Source organism: uncultured Methylovirgula sp. (genome assembly GCF_947646745.1).
Classification (GTDB): Bacteria; Pseudomonadota; Alphaproteobacteria; order Rhizobiales; family Beijerinckiaceae; genus Methylovirgula.
Genome location: NZ_CANSHK010000002.1, coordinates 105872 through 128695 on the forward strand (window position 1 = coordinate 105872; position 22824 = coordinate 128695).

The window sequence follows — 22824 nt, forward strand, 5'->3', positions numbered from 1 at the left end:
TCAGCTCGCCGATTTGAACATGACGGCCGCAAGCGGAGGGAGAATGATATTCAGCGTCTGCGCCTCGCCGTGCAGGGGCTGCGGAATCGCACGGACTTCACCGGCATTTCCGACATTGGAGCCGCCATAGATCTCCGCATCGCTATTGAAGATCTCGCGCCATATGCCGCCGACCGGAACGCCGATACGATAGTTTGGCCGCGGCACTGGCGACATATTGCAAACGACGAGAATCGGCGCGGATCCAGGGCGACCGAGGCGTAGAAACGCGAAAACGGAATTGCCGCGATCGTCGCCGATGATCCATCGAAAGCCTTCGGGTTCGCAATCGCGTCGATGCAGCGCGTCCTCTGCCTTGTAAAGTCGATTGAGGTCGCGCACGAGGCGTTGAATTCCGGCGTTCGGCTGGTCGTTCAACCTGAACCATTCGACCTCGCCATCGTGCGACCATTCGTGCTCTTGCGCGAGTTCGCCGCCCATGAAGAGCAGTTTCTTGCCGGGATGCGCCCACATGAAACTCAAATAGACGCGCAGATTGGCAAACCGCTGCCAAGCGTCACCCGGCATTTTCGCGATCAGCGAGCGTTTCCCATGGACGACCTCGTCGTGCGACAGCGGCAGAATGAAGTTTTCCGAAAATGCGTAAAGCAGCCCGAAGGTGATGTCGTCGTGATGGTAGGATCTATGAATGGGATCGCGCGCCATGTAGCGCAGCGTGTCGTGCATCCAGCCCATGTTCCATTTATAGGCGAAGCCAAGCCCACCCTTTTCAACCGGCTTCGTCACGCCGGGCCACGCAGTCGATTCCTCTGCGATCATCATGGCGCCCGGGCAGCGCTCCGTGACGACGCTGTTGAGATGCCGCAAGAAATCAATCGCCTCGATATTTTCGCGGCCGCCGTAGACGTTCGGCACCCATTCTCCTGCTTCGCGGCTGTAATCGCGATAGAGCATGGACGCCACGGCATCGACGCGCAGGCCGTCGACATGAAATTTCTCGAGCCAGAAGAGCGCGCTCGCGATGAGAAAGCCCTGCACTTCCCGGCGGCCGAAGTTATAGATGAACGTGTTCCAATCGCGGTGGAAGCCTTCTCGCGGATCGAGATGCTCGTAAAGGGCCGTGCCGTCGAAGCGAGCCAACCCGTGCGGATCGGTCGGAAAATGCGCTGGCACCCAATCGAGGATCACCCCGAGTCCGGCGTTATGGGCGGCGTCGATGAAACGCGCGAAATCCTGCGGTGTCCCGTATCGGCTTGTCGGCGCGAAAAGGCCGAGGGTCTGATAGCCCCAGGAACCGCCGAAAGGATGCTCGGCAATGGGAAGGAGTTCGATGTGTGTGAATCCCATTTCGGCGACATAGGGAATGAGATGCGAGATGGCCGAGTCCCAATTGGCGAATGCGCCGGCATCGCTCTTGAGCCAGGAGCCGAGATGGACTTCGTAGATCGATAGCGGCGCGTCGACGGCTTGGCACGCCGCGCGGGCGGACATCCAGTCCGCATCTTTAAAGGCGTGCATTTCTGGTTCAGCGACGACGGAGGCCGTGGCCGGGGGCAATTCGGCGCGCCGCGCGACAGGGTCTGCTTTTTGAAAGCGTTCCCCACCCGGGCCCACGATATCGAACTTATAGCGTGTGCCGACCGGAGCGCGCGGAATAAAAAGTTCCCAGATGCCGGACGGGTAGCGGGCACGCATGGGATGGCGCTGCGGATCCCAGGTGTTGAAGTCACCGACGACTGCGACGCGGCGCGCGTTCGGCGCCCATACGGCAAAGCGTACGCCGGGAACGCCATCGACCACCATGAATTGGGCGCCGAAGACGTCAGCCAAGGCGAAATGACGTCCTTCATTGAAGAGATAGATATCGATTTCGCCGAGGAGAGGACCAAAAGCATAGGGATCTTCCGTTTCCTGCTCGGCATCGGGCCGAGAGATCCGCAGCTTGTAGGCAGTTCGCTTTTTGATATGCGCCTCGAACAGACCGTCGACCGCGCCGCGCGCCATCGAAGCCAATAGGCGCCCGTCCGCCTGCGCTACGACATCGACGGCTTTGGCGCCAGGAAGGATCGCCCGGATCACATAGCCGTCCTCGGTCTCGTGCGGCCCGAGAAGTGCGAAGGGATCGACGGAGGCGCAGCCGATAAGCTTTTCCGCTTCGCGCCGTTCGAGCTGCCAGGACGGCGCGTGATCAACGCCGGTCATGCACGTCTCCGGGGGCGAGGATCCGGCGAGCCAGGCCGGCCAGGCCGGCGAGAGGAATAGGCAGCCATGACGGTCGATTTGCCGCTTCGTAGCGGATTTCGTATGCGGCCTTTTCGATCATGAACAAATCGAGCAGAGAATCGTTCAGGGCTTCGCCATTCAGAGCCGTGACGTCCCGATAACTTGAAAGAAATGCAGCCGCGGTCGCATCGCGAAAATGCGTGATGAAAGCCATTTGCGCGGCCGCCTGCCCTCCTGGTTCGCTCACGCCTTTGCCTTCAGCGGCAGTCGCCGCGGCGTAATCGAGAGATCGCAAAAGCCCTGCGACATCCCGCAAGGGACTTGCTTTCAGACGCCTTTGCTTCAGCGGCGTACGCGGCTGGCCTTCGAAATCGATGAAATAGACGTCGCCGCCGGAGACAAGAATTTGGCCGAGATGGAAATCCCCATGGATCCGGCACATCAGCGCCCCTGTTCCGCTGCGCGCCAACTGGTCCAAGCGGGCGACGAGGTCCGCCGTACGCTCGAGAAGGACCTGCGCATCCGCTTGATGCTCGGGGCGGTCCCATTTGCGATCGCGGACGATCGCGAGAGCCGCTTCGAGTTCCTTTCGAGCCGCCTCATGCCAGAGTGCCGATTCATTTTCGGTCGCGCGCATGGGTGCGAAATCGGCATTTTGCGTCGGGAGAGCCAGGACCGCATGCAGGTCGGCCAGCCGCCTACCAATCGTCTTCGCGAGCTTCTCGTGATCGGCGATATGATCGACGAGCACGGGCTTTTCGGTCGCAGACAAGCTATCGAGAGCTCGAGACAAGTCATCCCTCACCCACGACCATGCATCGCCTTGATTGGCGACAAAACGTTGTGCGATTGCCAGTGAAGACCGTGTTCCGTCGGAAGTGACGTGAACGACTTCGCCGAGCAGCGGCGGCGAATTGGCAAAGCCGCGTTCGGTGAGATAGCGACCCATTTCGACTTCCGGATGCTGACCGCTCGAGATTCTGCGGAACATCTTCAGCATGACCGAATCGCCGATGACGAGCGAGCTGTTGGATTGTTCGACCGTCAGCCATTCGATTTCTGCATCTGGCGGAAAGCGCAAAGCCTCCGCGCTGTCGGGCATCGGCTCAAATTGGATATAGGCCGACGGCAGAGGCAGCCGTGCGCCTTGCGCAAGCGCGGCAAGCGCGTTGCGGGCAAATTCCGCCACGGCGAATGCGTCGGTCAGAAATCCGACGCGACGATTTTCCCGAACCCGTGCCAATGCCAATTGCCCGGGGAGCGCGAGCGAGGTCTCGTCTTCCCATACGATCGCCAGCGGGAGCAGCCAACGCGATTGGCCTTTGCCGGTCTTCACCTCGATATCGCAGAAATAGATGTCACGCTTGGCACCGGGGACATGGGCGAGGTCGACCACGCGCGTTTCCCGAATCGCTTCGTCTTTTGCGGAGAACCAGCGCCGCTTGGCGAGATAGGGCGGCAGAACCTCATGCTCAAAGAGCCGTCTCTGGGATCCGGTCAACGCATTGACCAGTCCGTCATTGAGGACGAACGTTTGATAGTCTGGCATGGGTTCGGGCGCCGGGGTATGCCACGCTGGCCAATCGCCTTCCTTCGCCAAGAGGAACCAATAAAATCCGTAAGGCGGCAGAGTCAGGAGATAGGTGAGTTGGCCGATCGGCGGGAAGAGTGATCCGTTGTTGAGCTCGACGGGGACCCACTCGGCATATTCGGACAGATCGATTTCCACCGCTTGCGGGCTATGCGCGAGATTGGCAACGCAGAGAATGATCTCGTCATTGTATTCCCGAAGATAGGCCAATATTTTGCGGTTCTTCGGATAAAGGAAGCGCAGCGTGCCGCGGCCGAAGGCTCTGTGCTTGCGGCGGACGGCGAGCATCCGCCGCATCCAATTTAGCAACGAATGGGGGTCGCGTTTCTGCGCTTCGACATTGATGGTCGCATAGCCATAGAGCGGGTCCATGATCGTCGGCAGGACCAGCTTTTCGGGATCGGCTCTGGAGAAACCGGCGTTGCGGTCCGGTGACCATTGCATCGGGGTCCGCACCCCGTTGCGATCGCCAAGATGAATATTGTCGCCCATTCCGATCTCGTCGCCGTAATAGACAACCGGCGTTCCGGGCATCGAAAGAAGCAGGAAGTTCAGCAACTCTATGCGTCGTCGATCGCGCTCCAGCAAAGGAGTGAGACGACGGCGAATCCCGAGGTTGAGCCGCGCCCGCCGATCGGCGGCATAAGTCTCCCACAGGTAATCGCGCTCCATATCCGTCACCATTTCGAGCGTCAGCTCGTCGTGGTTGCGCAGGAAGATCGCCCATTGGCAGTTTTCGGGAATTGGCGGCGTCTGCCGCATAATATCGGTGATCGGGAAGCGGTCTTCGCGCCCGATCGCCATATACATGCGCGGCATCAACGGGAAATGGAACGCCATGTGGCATTCGTCGCCGGAGCCAAAATAATCTTTGGCATGCTCTGGCCACTGGTTGGCTTCGGCGAGGAGCATCTTGCCCGGGAATTTTGCGTCTAGCTCGGCCCGAATCCGCCGCAGGACGGCGTGGGTCTCCGGAAGATTTTCGCTGCTCGTGCCTTCGCGCTCGATCAGATAAGGAATCGCGTCGAGCCGAAACGCATCGACGCCCAGATCGAGCCAGTAGCGCATGATCGAAAGGACCTCGCGCAGGACGCGAGGGTTGTCATAGTTGAGATCCGGCTGATGGGCGTAAAATCGGTGCCAGTAAAACGCGCCGGCGACCGGATCCCACGTCCAATTCGATCGCTCGGTGTCGAGGAAAATGATGCGCGTTCCGAGATATTTTTGGTCGGTCTCCGACCAGACATAAAAATCGCGTGCGACAGAGCCAGGCTTCGCGCGCCGCGCCCGCTGAAACCACGGATGCTGTTCGGATGTATGATTGATGACGAGCTCGATGATGACCCGAAGGCCTCGCGCATGCGCCGCTTGGATGAAACGGCGCACGTCGCCGATCGTGCCGTAGTCCGGATGGACGCCGCGATAATCGCTAATGTCGTAGCCATCGTCGAGCAGTGGAGACGGAAAGAAGGGCAAAAGCCAGATCGCCGTCGCGCCAAGATCGGCGATATAATCCAGTTTCTCGATCAGGCCGGCGAAGTCGCCGATCCCGTCGTTATTGGAGTCGAAAAAGGATTTGACATGCACTTGATAGATGACGGCGTCCTTATACCAGAGCGCGTCATCGGGCTGTGCGGCATCGGCCGGCTTGCTGAAATGAGATCGGCGCACGTCGACGTTCATGCGGCACCTTCATTGACGGGTCTGAACCGCCAAATGGCGTAAGGCAAGACAGATGGGTCGAGCCTCACGCGTTGCAGTTTCCCCGTCCAGATGAACGTGACGCCCTCGTGAATGAGATCGTCCACATGAAGCGATTCGTGGTCCGGCAAGTTCCACTCCCAGAGGGGAATTTCAAAATCTGCTTCCTGTATATGATGCGGATCGAGATTGACCACGATGAAGATCAATTCGCCGCTGTCTCGAACGGGTCTGGCATAGGCAATGATCTGGTCGTTAAAGGCGTTGTAGAATTTTACGCCGCGATGAGTGTGTAAGTCGCCATTCGCGGCGCGAATTCTGTTGAGGGCCGCGATCTCGGCTTTGATGTTCCCGGGTGCATTGAGATCGCGTGTCTTGATCTCGTATTTCTCCGAATCAAGATATTCCTCGCGCCCCGGCAGGGCTGCGGCCTCGCAAAGCTCGAAGCCCGAATAGACGCCCCACAGACCGGAGAGCGTTGCGGCGAGGACCGCGCGAATGAGGAACCCGGCGCGGCCCGACTGCTGCAGAAAATAAGGATTGATATCCGGCGTATTGACGAAGAAGTGCGGGCGGAAAAAATAAACCGCCGGCGGCGACGTGAGTTCCGTCACATAGTCGGTGATCTCCCGTTTCGTGTTGCGCCAGGTGAAATAGCTGTAGGATTGGGAAAAGCCGATCTTTGCAAGCCGGTACATCATCTTCGGCCGCGTAAAGGCCTCTGATAGAAAGATGACATCGGGATGCCGCGCGCGGATGTCGGCGATGAGCCATTGCCAGAACGGCAGCGGCTTGGTGTGTGGATTATCGACACGGAAAATCCTGACGCCGTGCTCGATCCAGAACGCAACGATGTCGCGCAGCGCGGTCCAAAGTGCGGCGGCGCCGTCTTCGGCGTAGAATTCGACGTTGACGATATCTTCGTATTTTTTTGGCGGATTTTCAGCGAAGCGCAGAGAGCCGTCGGCACGCCAGCGAAACCATTCGGGATGATCTCTCAGCCAAGGGTGATCCGGCGAACACTGGACGGCGAAATCAAGGGCGATTTCGAGGCCCTGCGCGGTAGCGGCGGCGATAAGCCGTGCAAAATCCTCGAACGACCCAAGCTCGGGATGCAGCGCGTCATGGCCGCCCTCCTCCGCTCCAATTGCGTACGGGCTTCCGGGGTCCTCGGCCGCGCTTGTCAGGCGGTTGTTCTTGCCCTTGCGATTGGTCCGGCCAATCGGGTGAATTGGCGGCAGATAAAGGACATCGAACCCCATTGCCCGGATATCGGGCAGCCGTGCGATGACGTCGTCGAATGTGCCATGCCGGCCTGGAAAGGAAGAAGCAGATCGCGGGAATAGTTCGTACCATGCGGCAAAGGCCGCTTTTTCCCGTTCCACATCGATGCGGAAAGGCTGCGAGCGCGACAAAAAGCGCCGCGGCTGCGCCCGCTCTATCAGAGATCGAACGCTATCGTCTGCGAGTAGCTCGAGCGCCGCCGCTGCCGAGGCTGTCGCAAGACGTTCATTTAAGGCGAGCAGCTTCGATTTTATGCCGGGCTCGGCGGCAACCGATGCAGATTTGAGCAGCGCCGTTGCTTCAGCCAAATCGAGCGCGATGTCGCGGCCAGCGTCGTGCTTGATCGTGATATCGCGAAAAATGCTTGCGAATTCGTCGATCCACGCTTCGATGACGTATTGATGCACGCCGAGTCGTCTTGGACGAAAAGTGCCGTGCCAACGATCGTTCTGGGCGAAACGAAGCGGAGCGCTATGCCACGCCTCGTCTGCAAAATGCCGCCAGCGTAGCTGCGCGCCGATGGCTGGATGCCCGTCAGAAAAGATATCAGCAGAGACGGCGACCGGCTCGTCGATCGCATAACGTGCAGAAAAAAGTCCTCCATCCACCGAAGGTTCGATCGACTCAATCGCGATCCGCGGCGCGGCCATTGCCGCCTCCAAGCTTTCATGCGTCTTGCCAAAGCTCTGGGCGGGAACCGGAAGCGATACTGTGCGCTCGACCTTCACGACCCGCACCTCTCCTTGTTCAACTCGTGCCAGGGGATCTCCCTCGCCACTAATACGTAAAAGATTGACAGCCGCGCCCGAGATCGCGGCGAAAGCACCGCTTGCAACTTCAGTTTTCGCGCCAGACACGTTCTTGCTGATAAGCGTAATCAGCGCCTCTCTTGTCTCAGACTTAACGGGCAAATAGTCACGGACGAGCGCCGTGCTGGCGTCACCTGCACGGCTCAACGCGCGCATCTCGCTTCGCGTTCCAAAGCTCTGGATAAGATTGAATTGCTCAATCGTTGTGCGAAGTTCTGGTTCGTTATCGTGGACAGGGTCGAACGGGACCAGAAGACAATCACCGATTGCCGCTGCAATGCTCAACCGCGGCGCGCCGGGCGCCGGGTGCGCCGGGCGGCTCGGTGGCAAAGCGTGCGGCGAGGCAACGACGCATCCCACCCGACGCAGAAGATTAAACTCGTCCGAAAGCCAGCTCGCGGAACGATCCCACCACGGCAGCGAGCTAAAGCCGCTGTCGAAGCCGCTGCCGCATAACCGATCGATTGCCTGCCACGACAGGCCCGGCGTGTAAGCGAAGGAAATCATCCCAGGAAACGCTCGCCTTAACATGGAATTGAGAAGACGCCACGTCTGCGGTGCCATGCAGCCGGGATTGAGAAACCGAAATCCACTGACGCCAACGCTCAGCAATGCGCCGAGCGAGCCGGCCCATAAGGCGAGAAGCCGCTTAAGATGGTCGGATTCCTTGAAACGAGGCACGGCTGCGCCTGTGCCCGCCTGCAACGATTTCGGGTCAAGACATTCTGCGTTCGCTTCGTCGAAAAGGTCGGAATATTCCGCGACGAGCGGACCCCTGGCATCGGCCCGGTCAATGACGATGTCGAGGAGAATGCCGAGACCGTGCGCGGTGCAGGCTTGGCAAAGCATTTCCACGACATCAACGGTCTTTACGCTTCGCGCTCTTCCCGCGAGAGCCGCGAGAAGCGGATGCGCAATATCGATGCTTCCGACAAGAAAGGGATCCTTTTTTGGACCAGGCAAAAACGGCGGCGGGATCGCAAGATAATTGAATCCAATCTTCCCGCACCGGCGACATAGGTCATCCCACGCGCAACATATGGGGCTTTCGTAAAGCTGGAGATAAGCGACGCTTTTTCCCAGAAGGCCGCAGTTTTCGTTCTGCACCGCGGGTTGCCCTCTGCCTCATCGTTTTACCGACTATACCGATGCAAAACGCTCTGAAAACGGCGCGGTTCCGGGCACCACGGCGCTTGCGCCGAGGCGTATACGAACGATCGTCCGGACACCGAACGCAGCAGCCTAAGGCGGCGAAGCGATGCCCGGCAAGATTTCGTATGATTATGCCGCCAGCGAGCGGCGCAGCAATGCCAGCAGAGCTTGCTTGAAATTCGCACGCGATGCGACCGGTCCCGCCGCGGTCGAGAAGAGACGGATAAGAAGTTGACGTCGCTGTTCCTCTGACGCCGAAAAGCCGATGATTGTCTTTTGACCTTCTTGTTCTACCACGCGCGCTGGGAGAAGGCCGACATCGGCAACATAAAGGTAAAGGCTATCGCCAAGTTTGAGTTGGGCGGGCGTTTCCAACGCCGCGGTCTCTGTCGATAATTCGATCATGCGGCAGCGGCCGCGAATATCGGTCCCGTAGGCAATGGCGACGATTTCGTCGATGAAGAACCGCTCTGTCGATCGCGGACGTTCAAAGCATACGAGAAACGCCGCGAACGAGAGGACCATGGAGACCCCCGCCCAGATCAGATTGAAAAAGTCGCTGGGCGGAAACTCGGAAGGGGCATAGGGTGAAATAACCGACCACATGATACAACTGGCGGACAGCAGCGCGACGAATCCGAATGTCATCGCCATCTTGACGCGAACGCGCGAGATTGTGCGATCGCCTCCCTTATCGGTGACCTTGAAGGGCCTCCCGAACGGGCGGACCACCGCCGAAAGCAAAGTATACGAAATCGCCGGCGCCGGCAGCGTGTGCGTAACTTCCATGAAGAGCGGAAGCGTGCGCACGCCGGATATCCAGCCGCTATAGATCCAAAGGGCGAAGAGAGCCGGCAGGCCATAACGAAGAAAGGTCAGATAATCGGCATAGAAGGCGGGCATGCCGAAGAACCAGTAGAGCGATGGCGCAATCAGCATGAGAACGACGAAAGGCTTGCAGAGCCAGTTCATAACACCGTGGATAAAATGCAACCGCTGCATCAGCGAATAGCCCCGCCCGCGCAGGGGGCCGTTGCGAAGCAACGCGACCTGGAGCGTACCGAGACACCAACGTGTACGCTGCGTGATATATTCCGGTAGCCCTTCCGCCGAAAGGCCGATGCTGAGCTGTTCGTTCAGCCAATGCGTCTCGAATCCGCGGGTCATCAGTTGATAACTCAGATTGAGATCTTCGCAGATTGCACCGTCTGGGAAGCCGCCGATGAGGTCAAGGCAATCACGTCTGACGACAAAGGACGTGCCGACGCAGAAGGCGCAGCCCCAGGCATCTTTGGCTGGCTGAAAGACGTCGAAGAAAATACGCTGATCGTCGACCCAGGCGTGAGCTGCGGCAAGATTATGCTGAATCGGATCGGCATTATAAAAAAACTGCGGCGTTTGCACGATTGCGGCGCGCGGATCGGCGAAAAGCCCGACCGTTCGCCGCAGAATGTTGCGGCTTGGCGCAAAATCGGCGTCGAGCACCAGGATAAGCGGCGCATTGGTTTCGTTCGCCGTATAGCGAAGCCCATTGTTGAGATTGCCGGCCTTGGCGCCCTTGTTATCGGCCCTCGTCAGATAGCGCGCGCCAAGTCTGGCGCAATAGGCCTTAAGCCAATCGCGGCGCGTATCGTCCAATACCCACACCGTGAAATGCGGATAATCAATTGCGAGCGCCAGGACGATGGATTTCTCGATGACTTCGAGCGGCTCGTTATACGTACAAATGAAGACGTCCACCGACGGCCAATGGCCTTTTGCCTGCAAGCGCTGCTGCTGGCGATCGGCCTCGGCGGAGCGATCGCGCCAGCGCAGCAGGATCGCGATCGAGAGCAATGTATAGGCGATGGCGCAGGTCTCGAAAGAAAAAAAGACGCGCGGCCACAGCGCGGCCGCCGACCATTCGAATGGCGGCAGCGTGTCGGAATAGCGCCAGGCAAGATAGACGAGAATGATCGCAGCCGTCGTGCCCCCGAAAATGAGCCGGCCGAAGAGACTGTCGCGCGACAGCAGGGCGGCCAACAAGATGAACGCGAGGAAGACACCGAGATCGAGCTGCAAGGCGCTCGCAAGATCGGGCGGCGAAGGGAATACCATCAATAGACTCGCGATCCGGTGAAAGGATTGAAGTCATTGGCGGCGAGCGCGGCCCAGGCTGTCGCGCCGAGATGCGGCCTGCGATAATAGAAAAAGTCGTTGCCCTTGCTGTCGGGCCCCACCGCGAGACCCGTGGCAAGCTTGTCGGAATCGGTCGCGTAAAGATACCCGGAGGGAGAAGCCTGCTGGAGCGCCGCCGACAACAGCCTCTCCGCTGCCTTCGTCTCACCCTCCGCGCGCATGACGAGGGAGGCCTGCGCCGTTCCCTCAGTCCAAATCCCGCCGTGGCTGCCATTGAAATCGAAGCCGCCGTCGGTGGCGAGGTAGTGAACCGCAAAATCGAGCGACTTATGCCATGCGGCGGGCGGCGGTTGCACGCCGATCAACGGCCACAAAAGTGCATCGAGCGCCATTTTTTCGGTCGGCTGGCGGGCCCCGTCCGGTAATGTGCCGAGGCGGAACATGCCGGCCCTCGCGTCGAACATCGCATCGAGAAACGTTTTTGACTGCTGCGCCAGGATGTCCGACATCGGACCAGGCGCCATGCTCTGAAGCCGTGTCCCCAAGGCATGGACATCAACGTTATGCTCGGTCGAGCGCCAGGTGAGTTTGACTTGCTTTTTGTCGAAACCGGCAACGCCGCCGCTAAATCCGCCGACGCCGTTTGTCTCGCGCGTATGGTTCGCGATCCAGGCAGCGAGCGAACGCGCTGTCTCGAGATAGCGTGGTTCATGCGTCGCCTGCTCGAGCGTCAAAAGCGCAAGGGCCACCCAGGCGACATTGCCGGTCTGCGACCCGTCTTGATACGCATCTTCCGACCAGGCGCGGCGCGTATGATCCCACCACCCCGGCAAGAGGACGGGACCGGGCCCAACCGGGCCGGCCCGATAGGCATTGCGGATACGCCCGTCGTCGAACGTCCGATCGTTGCGCGCGGCGTCAACGAAAGCATCGCCGATGCGACGGGCACGCGCGACGTCGCCGCAGGCCACAAGCGCCGTGATCGCCAGCGCGTTGTCATAGGAAAATGCGGTGGTCGCGAGCGGCCCGGGAAGCCGCGTCTCCCCCGGCCCCGGTTCATAGCTGAGAAGAAACAGCGGCGCCCCGGGCCCCGGTCCGCCTGCCCCATCGACGTGGCGCGCAATCGCGCCGCAGGGCGCGCGTGCCTGCGCCGCCAAGGCGACAGCTGAGCTCGGCAAGGCTGCGAGCATCGTCGCCGCGAACCAAAGCGACCTCATAAATCTCCGCCCCAGTGTCCTGCGGTCGGAAGTGCCGCGATAGCAGCGGTTGTGCGCGCCACCAATCGCGAGATCTCGCGCCAAACAACCGAGGTCGAGGGGATCCATCCGCTCGGCCGGCTGACCGTGATCCATTTGCCGACCGGACAGGAACCTTGCGGCGACCCCTCTTCATTGCGCGGCCGAAGCGCATCGACATTGTCCGGTTTGACGACGACATACATTTCGCGGCGTTCGGTTTGCGGGAACGAAACGGCGTAAAGCTCGTCCGTCTTCTCATCCGATTTCGGAATGATGTCGCGCACAACGCCCCCGACCGACGCGGCAGTTCCGGCGCCAGAGATCGTCACCCGTGTGCCGACGGTGAGGGACGATGCCTGGCGATAGGAAAAGATCGCAACGGCAAAGAGATTTTTGCAGTTCACGAGCGTCGCGAGCGAATCGCCGGCGCTGACGTATCGGCCGGGAGCCGCACTGATATGCAAGACCTCCAGTGGGCCCGGGGAGACGAGCTTGATCTTTTGCAAGCTCGATACACGCGCTTGTTCCTGGCGTACCAGCGTTGATGCGCTATCCAACGCAGCCTTGGCCTCTTTTTCTTCGATTGCCTTTGCCGAGGCATCGAACGCAACGTCGCGGCGCTTTTGCGCGATTGCCGCGATGCCAATCAGATCGTCGCCGATAAAGACATTGCTTCGCAACGCGTCAAGTTGCGTCGTCAAGGCTGCGAGTTGCGCGGATGCGGAGAGACGATGCGAATCCGCCGCCGCCAATTGTTGCGACACCGGTTTGACCATGCCGGCGCTCACTTCGCCGTGCGCGAGAAGCGTGACCTCCTGATCGTGAATTGCTTTCCTTTCGCCGAATGATGCCTGTGCCGAACCGGCATCCGCTTTCAGCGCCGCGACTTTGTCCGAATATTGCTTTATGAGCTGGGCTTTCTCTGCGGCAATCTCTTGGTCCAGCACGGCGATGTAATGGTGATCCGCCTCATACTCGGCACGCGCCGTTTCGTAAGCTTGCCGCAGCGTGTCATACCGGCTCTTCAAGTTCATCAAAGTCGTCTGGTCGACCCGCGTGTTGGAAACCTCCGCGAGTGGCGCGGAAGCTGCCATATGCGTGCCGACACTGGCGCTAACACTGGAAACTTCGCCGGGAATCGGCGTGGTGAGCAGACTGACCGGTGCGTCGAGGATGGCGCGATCGGATTGATCGGCGACGATCGGCGGTAAAGCCGCCGTCAACAGCAAAACAGTCAAGGTTCCGGCCACTGGATAAGCTGCGGCTTTGATGATCCTGCTATGAAACCGGCGTTTGCGTTCTATCTGGCGGTCGGCGCGGACGCCGGTGAATGCGTTAATTGTGGTCTCAGGCATAGGCAGCAATCCGTTTCGCTAACGACGCCTCCGCCCTGTCAATAATTTCGTGCAACTTTGCATATTAACAAATTGCCTCCCATATGGTTCGCGGCCGCTTTGTCGAAAGCGTCCTCGCGAGAGCCCATTTTCTAGGCAATCGCACCGCGTTCTGTATCGCCCGCTAATGCCACTGGCTTGATCCCGCGCCATGCAAGGGATGGCTATGGGGCCCGGAAGCATGCGAACCGGACGATGTATCGGCGTCTCCGGAACTCGCGCCGGACGGCGTTCCTTGCTTGACCTTCGCGCCGTTCACTCTCGACGCCGCTTTCGCTCGGTTCGCGACATGCGGCTTTTTGATCGGAGGTCGATAATGATAGGTGCCGGCGGAAGACCAGCCGTTGCTTTGCGCAAAAGCACCGCTCATGCCGAAAATGGAAGCGCTAACCATGGCGGCTATCGCGACGGACCGCATGTTTGTCGGCGTTAACGCCGCCCCTGCCGCGCAGTTCATAAATAGGCGCAAAAGCAAATCCGTTTGTCTGCGATGGCGTCGGATCGGAACTGTCCTCATCAAATGCAATTTACCAGGCAGATCCAGGAGGACGCCATGACGGAAAAATTCAACGCGATCTCGAAAGACCCTTCGCCTCGTGACGCGCAGAAGGGTGGCCAAGGCGCACTCAGTCAGGAACATCCGGAAGTAGCGCTCAAAGAACACGCGGTTGGATCCAACGAGGGACCGATCCCGAGCAGGGAAGTGTCGGGAGGCCTGACAGCCGATCAGATCGATGTCTTATGTAAGATTGGCGAAGGCAGCCTGTTTGAGCTCGAGCGCGGTAAAGCGGCCGATCTAGAGTCCCTCCGATCGAAGGGCTACATCGTGCCGTCGCATGGTTCGCGGTTTAAGCTCACAGACAAAGGGCTTCATCTTCTCGGCAAGCGCGGCGTCGGATTAAACGAGGCTTAGGCGATTTCGAATCGCTTTCAGGCGTCGCTGACGACGCTGCGTTCGTCTCTTATCGCGCTCATGTAGTGCCCTACCGTAAGGTCTCTTGCGGAATATGCCCGGGCATCCGCGGCGGCCGCGGCCACTGAGGCGAGCGCTCTTCGCTCAGTGGGGCGGCAGCGCGGCGTCCTTCTTACCAGCCGTAACCATAATAAGGGCCCGGGCCGTAGCCATATCCGTAGCCGTAGCCATAAGGCCCCGGTCCATAGCCGTAGCCGTAAGGATAGCCCGACCCTGCCGCGATCGCGCCGCCGATGAGACCACCGACCGCGGCACCGAACACCGCTGCGCCGGCGCCGCCGCCGCCGTGATAATAGTGATGATGATAGGCGTAATGACGGTAGTGATGATGAATCGGCGCTGCAGATGCGGTTCCGACAACAGTACTCGCCAAGAGGGCGGCGAGCCCAATCTGAGCTGCTTTTTTGGAAAGCTGAATCAACATGACAGGCGTCCTTTCCTGATCCCTATCATACTTGTGATCTCAATAGAGACTTTGCAAGCAAACGCGTCTCAGCCAAAGCAGTTTCAGCGGTACGCTAAGAAATCATTATGCGCCAATAAAGTTGAATTTAAAAGCGGCATAGGAATCAGTGGCGCGCTTTAAAATTTTTATCACGATTATAAATTCCCTTCCCTGCGGGCTCGGTCTCCCTACGTAGACCATCAGGCTCAAACATTGTGCGCAGACATTGTGCGCAGATCGTTCGATGTTCTTTCGAGCAATGACCTTGAGCAGTGCACGCTGGCGGCGCCGCTTGCATCGGCTTGCTTCAGAAACCAGGCGCCGCTGGTCCGAAGGAGAAGTTCAATGCTGGGCTCTTTGAAGAAGGTCTTTTTGACGGCCGCGAGCGCTGCGCTGATTGCCGGTGCAGCGGTCAGTCCGTCCTATGCGTTCGGTCACGGTGGGGGTGGTGGTTTCCACGGCGGCGGTGGTGGTTTCCACGGCGGCGGTTTTGGCGGTTTTCATGGCGGCGGATTCGGCGGTGGTTTCCACGGCGGTGGTTTCCACGGCGGTTTCGCAGGTGGCGGTTGGGGCCACGGAGGTTGGGGCCATGGTGGCTGGGGTCATGGTGGCTGGGGTCATGGCGGATGGGGTCATGGCTGGCATGGCTATCACGGCTATGGCGGCTGGGGTGGTTATGGCGGCTACGGCGGCTGGGGCTGGGGTCTTGCCGGGCTAGGCCTCGGGCTCGGCCTTGGCGATTACTACGCCTATAATTATCCGTGCGGCTACTATGGGTATGGATATTATGGCGGCTACCCTTACGGATGCGGCTACTATCCCTACTGAGCCGACCCGCAAAGTCGGGCTCGCCACGGAGCCCCCGCGCGTCTGGCGCGAGGGCTCGAGGCCCGGCGATCATCGGTCCCGGGATTGGGCGCTTCAAGCTCGAAAGCCTCAATTTGCTGCGGTGCAACCACATGATTTCTAAATAAATTTTTTTCTCACGCTCAAAAGTTGCAACTGCTCGCGCCACTCCCACGTTTAATGCGTGAGGAGGGTTCCGTCATGTCGATGGTTCCGTTCGAATCCGGGAAGAAGTGGCCTTCCGAAGATCCTGGCACGATCAGCCAGCGCGAGGCGGAATGGATGTCACTGACCATAATCCTGGCCGTGACCGTGGGCATCATCGCGGTCTGCATCTACATGGTATGAATTGGAGGAACCGCCATGTCTGTGGTTTCGCATCATCACCATAACGTGTCGTGGCACCGCCTGCGCGAGTATGTCGTGCAGGACGACTTCGCGACCACTGTCGCTTTTCTTTTGATTGCGATCATCATCGCAGTCGCTTGGTTCGCGCCGCCGGCGTTTCTACGCTGACCGCCGACGAGGCTGTTCGAAACGCGATTTGAGCCCGACCTGAACGGGCCGATGCCTTTGTATTGCTCGACCGTGCCCTAGGTCCGAGGCGGGGTGACACGGGCTTTAGCTCGCATATTTGACCGTGCAACCATAGGGGCGCGTAATGGGGTGCGGGGCGGCCTTTCCCGCTGTGATAGCCTCAAGCGCCTCGCGCGCGTAGGGCTCTGCCTTGGCAATGTCTTCGATCCGCGTCGAGGCAATACTATCGGCGCCCCCCATATAGGCGAGCTGTCCATCCGGACGAATGATGAAAATGTCGGGCGTCGTTTGCGCGCCGTAGAGATGGCCGATCATGCCGCTCGGGTCGAGAATGACGTGCGCGGGATCGGCATTACGGCTCCTCGTATCGGCATTCGCCTGCGCGCCATCGACAAAGCCCTGCTCGCCGGGCGCTGAACTGATGATCGTCAGCCACACCGCACCGAGGCGGCTGGCCTCGCGTTGCAATTTCTGCATCGCCCCGCTGCGATACCATTTTCCGACATAAGGACAGCCGTCGTTCGACCATTCCAAGACGACGGTTTTGCCCGTGAATTGTGCAAGATGAACGGTCGCCCCCTGGCTGTCAGTGCCGACGAAATCCGGTGCGGGCAGACCGATCTTTAACGGCGCGGCGTCGAGCGCGGGCGCGGCGGCTAGGCTCGCCGCGAGGAGGAGCGCATATCCGATCTTCGCCATCGGAGACCCTTTCAACTGTTGCTGCGGTTGAGCTCGTCAAGAACGATGTCAGCCGAGAGAATCTGCGGCAGCACCACAGGCTCTCCCCGGACGGGAAAATAGACGTAGAGCGGCACGCCATCGCGGCCATGCGCACGAAGAAATCGCGTGATTGCCGGATCGGCGCGCGTCCAATCGCCTTTGACATAGACGACGTTATGCGCGGCAAAAGCCTGTCGCACGGCAGAGGAATCGAGCGCGACGCGCTCGTTGATAAGGCAAGTCACGCACCAGGCCGCCGTCATGTCGACGAAGACCGGCCGACCTTCGGCACGAAGCGCTGCCAGCCGTTCCGGCGAATAGGGCAAAGCATTGGCTGACGCCGCGACTGCTGCGACGCCGGGCGCCTCCAGCGAAACGCCGCGCAACAGCGCCAGGGCGCAGATCACCGCGACGGCAGCGAGTGCTTTGCCGAAAAGGTGAGCGCGGCCCTCCTCCGCTTGCGTCGCGCCGAGGAGCCAAGCGGCAAAGGCCACCAGTACCGCACCGGCTAAGGCCAAGAGAACGCCGTCCGGCCCCGCTTGCAGGCTGAGGACCCAGATAAGCCAGACCGCCGCACCATACATGGGAAAGGCGAGAACCTGCTTGAAGATCGCCATCCAGCGTCCCGGCTTCGGCAAAAGATGCGCTGCGGCCGGCACGAGCGCCAACAAGGCGTACGGCGCGGCAAGACCAAGGCCCATCGCAAGGAAGATAAGAAACACCAAAGCCGGTGGAGCGGTAACGGCGGCCGCGACCGCGGCGCCCATGAACGGCGCGGTGCAAGGGGTCGCAACGAGAACGGCGAGCAGGCCGGTGAAGAAGCTGCCGGCGCGGCCGTGCAGACGGGTCAAGCCGTCGCCGGCATCGACGAAGCGGCCACCAACCTCAAAGACGCCCGAGAGGTTGAGGCCGATCGCCAGCAAGAGCCAAGCCATCAGTGTGACGAAAATCGGCGATTGAAATTGGAACCCCCAGCCGGCGGCAAGGCCCGCCGCGCGAAGCGCCAAAAATAGACCGGCGATCGCAGCGAAAGCGACGAGCACCCCGAGGATGTAGCATGCCGCATGCGCCCGCACGATTGCATGTTCTTGACGCGCGACTTTCGCAAACGTCAGGGCCTTCATCGCCAGGATCGGGAAGACGCAAGGCATGAGATTGAGAATGAGGCCGCCGAGAAAGGCGAGGCTCAAAATCCAGCCAAGACCGGCACGATCGGCCGTGACGCTGGCGGAGGCGGCTGCGCCCTGCCCCGTCAGCGGCGCTGCACGTGCGGCTGGTTGCCGGACCGCGACGGGCCGCGCCAGCGCGCCAGCGCCAGAGAGAGCGCCGCTTTCGGGTTTCGCATTGATCGTGAAAAAGCGCTCGGCGCCGCTCGGCGCTTTGATCACCAGCACGCCGGCGAGCGCGGCATGAGGATCGAAGGTCTCTCCCGGCTTGAGAGCGAGCTTGAGCGCGCCGTCGGAGACCGAGACCTTCTGCGCGGCGAGATCGTCAATTTCGCCCCAGGCCGCCGGCAGGAACCACGCATCGCGAACGGATTGCGGCGAGAGCGCGCTGCCGCGCACCGATAGAGTCGCGTTCGACAACAGGCGCGCGTCGAAGGGCGACGGCTGCGGCACACGCGCCGCGGCTGCCGCGAAGAGCGGCGCGGTCGCCGATGGCGTCGCCTTGCCGGCCGGCAAGTCAAGATGCAGCGTAGCTTGCTCCGGCACACAGATATTCGCGCAAACGAGCCAACTCGCTTTTGCCGTCACAGGAAAAGCGGAAAGCGTCCGCTGCGTGTTGGCCACGGTTACCGGAAGCAGGACCTCGTTGAGGTAGGAATAGGTCATGACCGGCCCTTCCCGCACGCGGAGCGGCGCCGGCCACGCGATGGCGGAGGCCTTGGCGCCTTGCGGCAGAGTCAAGTCGAGTTCCGGGGGCTCACCCGCGGCGCCGGGATTGACCCAGTAGATGTGCCACCCCTTGGTCAGCTTAAAATGAAGTCCGAGATGGAACGGCTTGCCGGGATCGACCGCGTCGACATCCGAGGCAAGTGTCACTTGTACATGCGGCGTGACGACAGGCGTGCTTTCATTCGCCCGTGCCGACGCTATCGCGGTCAACCCAAAAGCAAGCGAGCAAAGAAAAGACAGAAGGCGCGGCATCGCTCCTCGAAATCACGCTGAAAACAAATCGCCTGCCCTGGGCCCGCGGCGAACATGTCCACCGCCGCCGGCGTAGGTCAATTCAAGATCGAGTGACGGCGCGGAGCAAAAGATCCAAGGCGTCAGCGCCGTTGTCTTCAAAATCGAATATTGAGCATGGAGCTCTCAGAACGACGCAAACGTCGGCGGCCAAACCAAAAGCCCCGGCCATTCATCAACTAAATGTGCAGGCGCGAAAATGGCGCGCGCCTGCAAATGCCCGCTGCTTTCAGCTGGCAGTTGCTTCGCCGACGACCCGCACGCCTTGGCCATCGCTAACCGAGTCGGACGGGCTTCTAATGAGCCGATCCTGCGGCAATAATCCGGATTTAATTTCGATCTCAGTGCCGAGGTCGCGTCCGACAACGACCGGTTTCAGCACAACTTTCTCGGCCGAATTCACGGTTGCGACCTCGGGCCCGGTGCGGCGGAAGATCAACGCGCTCGTCGGAATTCGCATGGCGTTGGAGTCCGGCGGCAAATCGAATTCGACTTCCACGAATGCCCCGGACTGCAGCAAATTATCTTTATTGTCACGCCGCAGTTCAACGAGCAGCGAACGCGCGTGCAGCGAGATCGCATCGGACGTGGTCGCGACTTGCGCCGTAAAGCTCTGGCGGGGAAATTGTGGCAATTTCAGATTCGCTTTCATGCCGACGTGAATCTGAGCGCTGAAGGCTTGCGGCACGTCGACATAGATGCGCATCTCATGCACATCGGCGACATCGAAAAGATCGGGTGCATTCCCCGGCGTCGAATTGACCAGAGCACCGACGTCGATTTTGCGCACCGTCACGACGCCGTCAAAAGGCGCAATGATCTTCTTGAAAGATTCAAGCGCTTGAAGACGGGCGACATCTGCGGCTGCGGTCGCGACCTGGGCTTGGCTTGCATTGTATTCTCCAAGCTTGTCGTCGGCCGCCTGCTGCGACGCAGCGCTGGCGGAGGTCAGAGACTGCCATCGGTTGGCGGTTATTTTCGCAAGAGCAGCATTTGCTTTGGCTTTCATAAGCTCGCCCTGGGCTTCCTCAAACTTCTGGTCCAGATCCGGCGTATCGATTTCGGCGAGCACATCTCCGGCCTTCACTTTAGCGCCGATGTCCTTGTACCACATTTTGACGTAGCCGCTGACGCGGGCATAGATCGGCGCGCTATACCATGCCTGCACCTGCCCCGGCCGGACGAGATGATACGCGCTGGTTCCACGCGCGGGAAAAACGACTTCGACAGCCGGTGGGTCGCTGCGCGACGTCGTTTGAGCTGGATCGCTTTCCGCACGCCCATGGCTCGAAACTTTGACCAAGCCCATGAAGACCACGGCGAGGCCCAGCGCCACAAACAAAAGCGTTGTCTTACGCGAAAATGGCATATTCCTTTTTCCAATCTCTACCGGTCCGCACACAGCGTTTATGCTTCCAGGTTCGATAAAAGTTCGTCAGGCCGTACTCTGCCCAAGACTGCGCGCGACCGCCCGCCGCCATGCACCAAAGCGAAAAGCACAGGCACAAACACAAGTGTCGCGCATGTCGCGAAAATGAGGCCGCCGATCACTGTGCGACCGAGCGGCGCATTCTGCTCGGCGCTCGTGGCCATCGGAAGCATCCCGATGATCATCGCCAATGCCGTCATCGATACCGGCCGAAATCTGGTGAATCCAGCCTCAAGCGCGGCGGCAACGGGATCAAGGCCCGATTTTAATCTCTCGCGCGCAAACGAAACAACGAGAATTGAGTTCGCCGTCGCGACTCCCATGCACATGATAGCGCCGGTTAAGCTTGGAACGGAAAGAGTTGTTCGGGTGACAAAAAGCATCCAGGTGATTCCAGCCAGTGCGGTCGGAAGCGCCGCGATGATGACAAAAGCGTCGAGCCAGGATTGGAAGTTTACAACGATCAAGAGGTAGATGAGCAATATGGACAATGCCAAGCCGCCGAATAGCTGCGCATAGGCACTATTCATTGTTTCTACCTGGCCACGTAAGACAACTGTCGAGCCGGGCGGTGCCTCCTTCGCCGTCGAGTCGAGAATTTTCTGGATGTCTGTCGCAACGCCGCCGAGATCGCGACCGTGCGTCGTCGCGTATATATCGACGACCGGCTGGACGTTGTAATGCGAGACGACGGCGCTACTGAAACCTCGTCGGATCGCCGCGATACCACCGAGCAACTGCGATCCACGAGACGCGCTCACGGGCAGATTGTTGAGTTCACCAAGCGTGTCCTGCCAATATTGCGGCGACTGAACAACAATTGGATAAGACACGCCATTTTTATGATTCAGCCAAAACGTCGGCGCCGTCTGAACGCTGCCCGCGAGCGTGTCCTGTACGGAAGTGGCGGCGTTCTTTTCCGTGAGGCCGACCTCGTCGGCGAGCGTCCGATTGACGTCGACATAAAGCGTTGGGTTGTTCCAGGCCTGTTGAATTCGTGCATCAGCAACCCCGGGCACTCTCGCGACGCGTCCGAATATCTTATTTGCGTAGGCCTGGTCGGCGGCAATGTCGTGTCCGATAACCTGCACATCGACCGGCGCGGGCAGACCAAAATTCAAAATCTGCGTCACCATATCCGCGGGTAGAAAAGCAAAAGTGGTGCCCGTGAATATTTTAGGTAATTCCTGGCGCATCTGATCGATGAATGAGGCTGATCGCGATGCATAGCCGTGGTTCAGCGATATAAGGATATCCGCGTCCGCCGGCCCGATGCTACCCGAATTCGCATAGGCCATATTGATGCCGCTGATCGGCAGGCCGATATTGTCCACAATACTTGCTATTGATTTCCTTGGTAGCAGATCGCGGATCTTCGCCTCTATGTGATCGCACAGCAGAGAGGTCTGCTCGATCCGAGTTCCGGTTTGCGCCCTGACGTGTAACTTGATCTGATCCGCTTCGACATCGGGGAAAAAATTTTGGCCGAGAAACGGGGCAAGTCCGAAAGATACGAAGACGGCGCCCAGAAACCCGCATACGAAGATGCGTTTGTGGTTCAGCGCCAATTCGAGCAGACCGCGATGACGCGATCGTACGGCTTCGAAGTTTTGCTCAAACGCGTGCTGGAAGCGGACAAAAACGTTTCGTTTGCCTGGCACACGTTCGGATGCGCCATGCGTCGCCTCGATAGACTGATGTGCCAACAGGTAATGCGCGATGGTCGTTACGAGCGTCCATGTCAGCAGATATGAACCGATTAGCGCGAAGACGACGGCTTTGGCTAACGGCCTGAACAGAAATCCCGATACGCCGCCCAGTCCGAGGAGCGGGACGAACACAATGCACATGCACAGCAGCGAAACGGTATGGGGTATGACAAGCTGCTTTGACGCTTCAAGAATGGCGGTTTTGATGTCGGCGCCTTCTTCTAAATGTAGATTGATGTTTTCGATCGAAACTGTGGCATCGTCGACGAGAATGCCGACCGCCAGCGCCAGGCCGCCGAGCGTCATGACATTAATGGTCTCCCCTGAAACGGAAAACACTGTCACTGAGAATAGGATCGCGAGCGGGATCGAAATCAGGATGATGAGGGTCGAGCGCCAACTGCCGAGAAAAAGCAGAATCATCAGGCCGGTCAGCGCGGCGGCGATGGCGCCTTCGCGCAAAACCGCA

15 protein-coding genes are annotated in these 22824 nt (G+C 59.6%); 4 read left to right on the top strand and 11 right to left on the bottom strand.

Annotation, left to right across the window (positions count from 1 at the left end):
- The 6 genes from glgB to Q0025_RS01265 all read right to left on the bottom strand — a co-directional run bounded on the left by glgB (position 1) and on the right by Q0025_RS01265 (position 13471).
- A complete protein-coding gene (gene glgB / locus Q0025_RS01240; protein ID WP_297295171.1) occupies positions 1 to 2202 on the bottom strand; it encodes a 1,4-alpha-glucan branching protein GlgB in 2202 nt (733 codons plus the stop codon).
- Positions 2189 to 5497, bottom strand: coding sequence for a maltose alpha-D-glucosyltransferase (treS, locus tag Q0025_RS01245; RefSeq protein WP_297295173.1), 3309 nt, complete (start codon positions 5495 to 5497; stop codon positions 2189 to 2191). The genes glgB and treS overlap by 14 nt, the downstream gene beginning before the upstream one ends.
- On the bottom strand, positions 5494 to 8715 hold the full coding sequence (locus tag Q0025_RS01250; protein ID WP_297295174.1) for an alpha-1,4-glucan--maltose-1-phosphate maltosyltransferase: 3222 nt from the start codon (positions 8713 to 8715) through the stop codon (positions 5494 to 5496). Before Q0025_RS01250 ends, treS begins: the two co-directional genes overlap by 4 nt.
- 174 nt (positions 8716 to 8889) lie before the next feature.
- The gene (locus tag Q0025_RS01255; protein ID WP_297295176.1) at positions 8890 to 10857 is read right to left on the bottom strand and encodes a cellulose synthase catalytic subunit; all 1968 of its coding nucleotides are present in this window, start codon (positions 10855 to 10857) and stop codon (positions 8890 to 8892) included.
- Positions 10857 to 12095: a hypothetical protein gene (locus Q0025_RS01260; protein ID WP_297295178.1), complete on the bottom strand. Its 1239-nt coding sequence runs from the start codon at positions 12093 to 12095 to the stop codon at positions 10857 to 10859. The genes Q0025_RS01255 and Q0025_RS01260 overlap by 1 nt, the downstream gene beginning before the upstream one ends.
- On the bottom strand, positions 12092 to 13471 hold the full coding sequence (locus Q0025_RS01265) for an HlyD family efflux transporter periplasmic adaptor subunit (protein ID WP_297295180.1): 1380 nt from the start codon (positions 13469 to 13471) through the stop codon (positions 12092 to 12094). The genes Q0025_RS01260 and Q0025_RS01265 overlap by 4 nt, the downstream gene beginning before the upstream one ends.
- A 592-nt stretch (positions 13472 to 14063) precedes the next feature.
- Between Q0025_RS01265 and Q0025_RS01270 the strand changes: the two genes are divergently transcribed.
- The gene (locus Q0025_RS01270) at positions 14064 to 14423 is read left to right on the top strand and encodes a hypothetical protein (protein ID WP_297295182.1); all 360 of its coding nucleotides are present in this window, start codon (positions 14064 to 14066) and stop codon (positions 14421 to 14423) included.
- A 172-nt stretch (positions 14424 to 14595) separates the two neighbouring features.
- Here Q0025_RS01270 and Q0025_RS01275 read toward each other — a convergent pair whose 3' ends face one another.
- Entirely contained in the window at positions 14596 to 14907 is a 312-nt protein-coding gene (locus Q0025_RS01275) for a hypothetical protein (protein WP_297295184.1), read from the bottom strand.
- A gap of 366 nt (positions 14908 to 15273) precedes the next feature.
- Here Q0025_RS01275 and Q0025_RS01280 point away from each other — a divergent pair, with 366 nt between their 5' ends.
- The 3 genes from Q0025_RS01280 (at position 15274) to Q0025_RS01290 (ending at position 16290) form a co-directional block, all read left to right on the top strand.
- Positions 15274 to 15756, top strand: a complete 483-nt coding sequence (locus tag Q0025_RS01280; RefSeq protein ID WP_297295186.1) for a hypothetical protein — start codon at positions 15274 to 15276, stop codon at positions 15754 to 15756.
- A 219-nt stretch (positions 15757 to 15975) separates the two neighbouring features.
- On the top strand, positions 15976 to 16122 hold the full coding sequence (locus Q0025_RS01285) for a hypothetical protein (protein WP_297295188.1): 147 nt from the start codon (positions 15976 to 15978) through the stop codon (positions 16120 to 16122).
- Between the two features lie 15 nt (positions 16123 to 16137).
- The gene (locus Q0025_RS01290; protein ID WP_297295190.1) at positions 16138 to 16290 is read left to right on the top strand and encodes a hypothetical protein; all 153 of its coding nucleotides are present in this window, start codon (positions 16138 to 16140) and stop codon (positions 16288 to 16290) included.
- 105 nt (positions 16291 to 16395) lie between these two features.
- Here Q0025_RS01290 and Q0025_RS01295 read toward each other — a convergent pair whose 3' ends face one another.
- The 4 genes from Q0025_RS01295 to Q0025_RS01310 all read right to left on the bottom strand — a co-directional run.
- Positions 16396 to 17010: a redoxin domain-containing protein gene (locus Q0025_RS01295; RefSeq protein WP_297295192.1), complete on the bottom strand. Its 615-nt coding sequence runs from the start codon at positions 17008 to 17010 to the stop codon at positions 16396 to 16398.
- A gap of 11 nt (positions 17011 to 17021) precedes the next feature.
- A complete protein-coding gene (locus Q0025_RS01300) occupies positions 17022 to 19136 on the bottom strand; it encodes a protein-disulfide reductase DsbD domain-containing protein (protein WP_297295194.1) in 2115 nt (704 codons plus the stop codon).
- Between the two features lie 310 nt (positions 19137 to 19446).
- Positions 19447 to 20586 carry an efflux RND transporter periplasmic adaptor subunit gene (locus Q0025_RS01305; protein ID WP_297295196.1) on the bottom strand — a complete coding sequence of 380 codons (1140 nt, stop codon included), beginning with the start codon at positions 20584 to 20586 and terminating at the stop codon, positions 19447 to 19449.
- Positions 20587 to 20624: 38 nt separating this feature from the next.
- A partial coding sequence (locus tag Q0025_RS01310; RefSeq protein WP_297295198.1) for an efflux RND transporter permease subunit occupies positions 20625 to 22824 on the bottom strand: 2200 nt, incomplete at its 5' end.